The 4,721-nt window shown below is 44.7% G+C and carries 2 protein-coding genes; both read left to right on the top strand.

From position 1 onward, the window contains the following. Positions 1–1,149 precede the first annotated feature (1,149 nt). Positions 1,150–2,865: a dipeptide ABC transporter ATP-binding protein gene (locus AACT21_RS06755; protein ID WP_019281822.1), complete on the top strand. Its 1,716-nt coding sequence runs from the start codon at positions 1,150–1,152 to the stop codon at positions 2,863–2,865. Between the two features lie 108 nt (positions 2,866–2,973). Continuing rightward, positions 2,974–4,530: an ABC transporter substrate-binding protein gene (locus AACT21_RS06750; RefSeq protein WP_026027967.1), complete on the top strand. Its 1,557-nt coding sequence runs from the start codon at positions 2,974–2,976 to the stop codon at positions 4,528–4,530. Positions 4,531–4,721: the final 191 nt, after the last annotated feature.

Below are 4,721 nucleotides of genomic sequence, written 5' to 3'. Positions count from 1 at the left end.
GGTGAATAGCGCAGCTTGGTAGCGCATCTGGTTTGGGACCAGAGGGTCGGGGGTTCGAATCCCTCTTCACCGACCACCTTAATAAGCCTCAGTCGAAAGACTGGGGCTTTTTAACATCTGATGTTTGGAGCCTTAATCAAGGTAATGAGAGCCAAAGTAGGGTTCGCCTGATCTTCAAAACCGGGCTCTTCACCGGCCATCTTAATAAGCCTCTGTCGAAAGGTTGGGGCTTTTTAATATCTGATGTTTGGAGCTTTAATCAAGGTAATGAGAGCTAAAGTGGGGTTCGCCTGATCTTCAAAATCGGGCTCTTCACCGACCATCTTAATAAGCCTCAGTCGAAAGACTGGGGCTTTTTAATATCTGATGTTTGGAGCCTTAATCAAGGTAATGAGAACCAAAGTGGGGTTCGTCTGATTTTCAAAACCGGGCTCTTCACCGACCACCTTAAAAAGCCTCGGTCGAAAGGTTGGGGCTTTTTAATATCTGATGTTTGGAGCCTTAATCAAGGTAATGAGAGCCAAAGTGGGGTTTGTCTGATTTTCAAAACCGGGCTCTTCACTGGCCATCTTAATAAGCCTCAGTTGAAAGACCATTCTCTCTATTCAATGTTCGATTCCTTATTGACTCCTATCTCATTAAGTCAGTGAATTATCATGTTTAAAGGCTAAACCCTAAATTTTCTGTTCAGATGAATTCACTGCTTTTCTGCCTTTTCATTAGTTTTTAGTCTGGCATTTTGTTGGTTATTCTGGTTTTTGTTTCTAATGTGTTACGTGATATGCCGCAATATAATTTGAAATTTTATTCTGCATTCTTTTTTAGAATGCATGGTAAATTGGCGTTTTCTTAGGCTTAACGTCTATGTTTTGGGGTGTATTACTGTGTGCTAGAATATTGGTCATACCAATGATTAATGCATATGTGGTGCATAAAAATACGATGTTACTGCTTTGGTTTGATTTGATATCGACTTTTTATCCTATCGATGTTGCTTTTCTGTGAAATATTTGCCAAATTGATGGCCTTGTTAATTACCAGAATATTGTACTGGTATGAATGGATTCATTTTTACTGGCTTTGAACGCTTTGTTGTTCAAAGGTAGTTACAGACAGGGCACAACACTGCCCAAGTCGTAGAGGTCTGGGATGTCACTTTTAGAAGTAAAAAACCTGCGTATTGAATACCCATCGCGTCATGGTGTTCACGTTGCTGTGAAATCGCTTTCGTTTAATATCGAGCGGGGTGAAATTGTTGGGGTTGTGGGAGAATCAGGCGCCGGAAAATCGACCGTAGGTAATGCGGTTATCGATTTATTGAGCCCACCTGGTCTCATTGCCAGTGGCGATGTGTTCTTAGATGGTGAGAAGATTTCAGGCTTATCGCCTGAGCAGATGCGCCAAGTTCGCGGCTCTAAAATTGGTTTTATTTTTCAAGACCCAATGACGTCGCTTAATCCACTATTTACTGTTGAACATCAACTAACAGAAACCATCCACGCCAATATGAAAGTGACTGAGGAAGAAGCGTATCAGCGTGCACTTTCTTTGATGAAGCAAGTGGGTATTCCTCAGCCTGAAAACCGTTTGAAGCAGTATCCACACCAATTCTCTGGTGGCATGCGTCAACGTGTTGTGATTGCCATTGCGCTGGCGGGTGAACCTGATCTTATTATTGCCGATGAACCGACCACTGCATTAGACGTTTCTATTCAAGATCAAATCTTGAGCCTCATCCGCGAGCTATGCATTAAAAACAATGTTGGTTGTATGCTGGTCACCCATGATATGGGTGTGGTCTCGAACGTGACGGATCGCGTCGCGGTGATGTATCGCGGTGACTTGGTTGAATTTGGACCGACAGCTAAAGTGTTGGGCGCTCCGGATCACTCCTATACGCGCAGTTTGATTTCCGCCGTTCCTCGCTCAGATAAAAAACTCGATCGCTTTCCGCTGGTGAGCTATATCGAAGAGGCAAGTGAGTTAAAACCACTGGATGTTAAAAACCATTGGTTAGGTCAGAGCCAAGATAATCGCCAATACACAGGCCCACTGCTGACAGTAGAAAACGTGAATTTACGCTTTACGACCAAAGACTCATTGTTTGAAAGTCGCCGTGAATATGTCCAAGCTTCAAATGACGTCAGTTTCGAGGTGTTTGAAGGGGAAACTTTTGGTTTGGTTGGGGAATCAGGTTCCGGTAAATCAACCATCGCACGCGTGATTGCGGGTCTGTACGCTCCAAACTCAGGCAAAGTCTGTTTTGAAGGGATTGATCTTACTGCGCTGAAATCGGAAAACGAGCGCCGTCCGATGCGCCGCCAGATGCAGATGGTGTTTCAAAACCCTTATACCTCAATGAATCCGAGAATGAAGATTTTCGATATCATTGCCGAGCCGATTCGTTTTCATAAATTAACCCGTAGCGAAGCGGAAACACGGCAAATTGTGCATGATCTTTTAGAGCACGTAGGCCTAGGTAAAATGGCGGGAGTGAAATATCCGCACGAGTTTTCCGGCGGTCAACGTCAACGTATTTCGATTGCTCGCGCACTCGCCACGCGTCCTCGCTTATTGATTTGTGATGAACCCACGTCCGCGCTCGACGTGTCTGTGCAAGCGCAGATCTTAAACCTATTAAAAGATCTGCAAGATGAGCTCAATTTGACCATGCTGTTCATCAGCCATGACTTACCGGTGATCCGCCAAATGTGCGATCGTGTCGGGGTCATGCAAATGGGGACCTTACTGGAGGTCGCCCCTACAGAGCAGTTGTTTAAGTCACCTCAACACCAATACAGCCAGCATTTGATTTCTTTAATGCCTGAGTTTACGGGCTTAAGAGAAGATGTAGTAACGGCGTAAGCCAAAAAAGTTACAGATAGAGATATCATGACCAAGCGTGCTTGGAATGAATAAACAGAAGCAATTACAACAACTAGGGATTTGGATTCCCGCATAAGGAGTTATGCAATGAAAACCATGAAAAGCAAACTAACAGTAGCTTTGATGGCGGCAGGCTTAAGCTTTGCAGCTAGCGCGGCCAATATTACCGTCGCTTATGATGCTGACCCAGTGTCACTTGACCCGCATGAGCAGCTATCTGGTGGTACGCTACAAATGTCTCACATGGTGTTTGATCCTCTCGTTCGTTACACCCAGACATTTGATTTTGAACCTCGCCTTGCTGAGAAATGGGAACGTGTCAATGATACAACGTTCCGTTTTACGCTGCGTAAAGGGGTGAAATTCCATTCAGGTAACGAAATGACGGCAGACGATGTGGTCTGGACGTTCGATCGTTTACAAGATTCTCCTGATTTCAAAGCTATTTTTGAACCGTATGAAAAGATGGTCAAAGTGGATGATTACACCGTCGAGATCGTATCCAAAGGCGCTTATCCGCTGGTTCTGCAAACCGCAACCTACATCTTCCCTATGGACAGCAAGTTCTATTCGGGCAAAGCGGCTGATGGTAAAGAGAAATCTGAAATTGTGAAACACGGCAACTCGTTTGCTTCGACCAACGTTTCTGGTACTGGCCCATTTAGAGTGACTTTCCGCGAACAAGGCGTAAAAGTGGAATTTGAACGCTTTAAAGATTATTGGGATAGCGCATCAAAAGGCAACGTAGACAAACTGACCTTAGTACCGATTAAAGAAGATGCCACTCGTGTTGCGGCGCTCCTTTCTGGTGATGTGGATATGATTGCACCTGTTGCGCCAAACGATCATAAACGTGTGGAAGAAGCCAAAGGTATTGATCTTGTGACCTTGCCGGGTACGCGCATCATCACTTTCCAAATGAACCAAAACAGCAATGAAGCACTGAAAGATGTCCGTGTGCGTCAAGCCATTGTTCATGCCATCAACAACCAAGGTATCGTTGACAAAATCATGAAAGGTTTTGCGACAGCAGCTGGCCAACAAGGCCCAGCGGGTTATTCTGGTTATGACGCGAACCTTGTGCCTCGTTTTGATTTGAAAAAAGCGAAAGAGCTGATGAAAGAGGCTGGTTATGAGAAAGGGCTGACGCTCACCATGATCGCGCCAAACAACCGTTATGTGAACGATGCGAAAGTTGCACAAGCTGCAGCGGCGATGTTGTCGAAAATTGGTATTAAGGTTGATCTTAAAACCATGCCAAAAGCGCAATATTGGCCTGAGTTTGATAAGTGCGCCGCGGATCTGCTAATGATTGGCTGGCACTCAGATACTGAAGACTCAGCAAACTTCACCGAGTTCTTAACCATGACACGTAACGAAGAGAGTGGTAAAGGCCAGTACAACTGTGGTCACTACTCAAATCCAGAAGTGGATAAGTTGGTTGAAGCGGCAAACGTAGAAACCGATCCTGCGAAACGTGCACAGATGCTACAAAAAGTCGAAGTGACTTTGTACAACGACGCAGCATTTGTTCCACTGCACTGGCAAAACCTAGCGTGGGGTGCGAAATCTACTTTAGATATCAAACCGATTGTTAACGCGATGGAATTCCCTTATTTCGGCGACCTAGTTGTTAGCGAGTAATTACTTAAGTTGGCCGCTCTGTAATGTGGGCGGCGCTTAAGTCACTTAAGGCATCCGCTTGGATGCCTTATTAAGATCTCTGCACTTTGCTTTATTTCAGTCGGGTCGAGTGTCGTTTTTTAGGCTGAATTTTTTCGTTCCTATTAAAGTTAATTCAATTTTAAAAAGAACCATCATGGATAGTTTAAGGG

The organism is Vibrio sp. V08_P9A1T1, from assembly GCF_963874405.1.
Lineage (GTDB): Bacteria > Pseudomonadota > Gammaproteobacteria > Enterobacterales > Vibrionaceae > Vibrio > Vibrio anguillarum.
Note: the sequence above shows the minus strand (reverse complement) of the source record. Positions and strands in the feature narration are given on the sequence as shown.

Excerpts from the sequence above, each read along its gene's own strand:
- AACT21_RS06755 (WP_019281822.1), top strand. The coding sequence starts at position 1,150 with ATGTCACTTTTAGAAGTAAAAAACCTGCGTATTGAATACCCATCGCGT.
- AACT21_RS06750 (WP_026027967.1), top strand. The coding sequence starts at position 2,974 with ATGAAAACCATGAAAAGCAAACTAACAGTAGCTTTGATGGCGGCAGGC.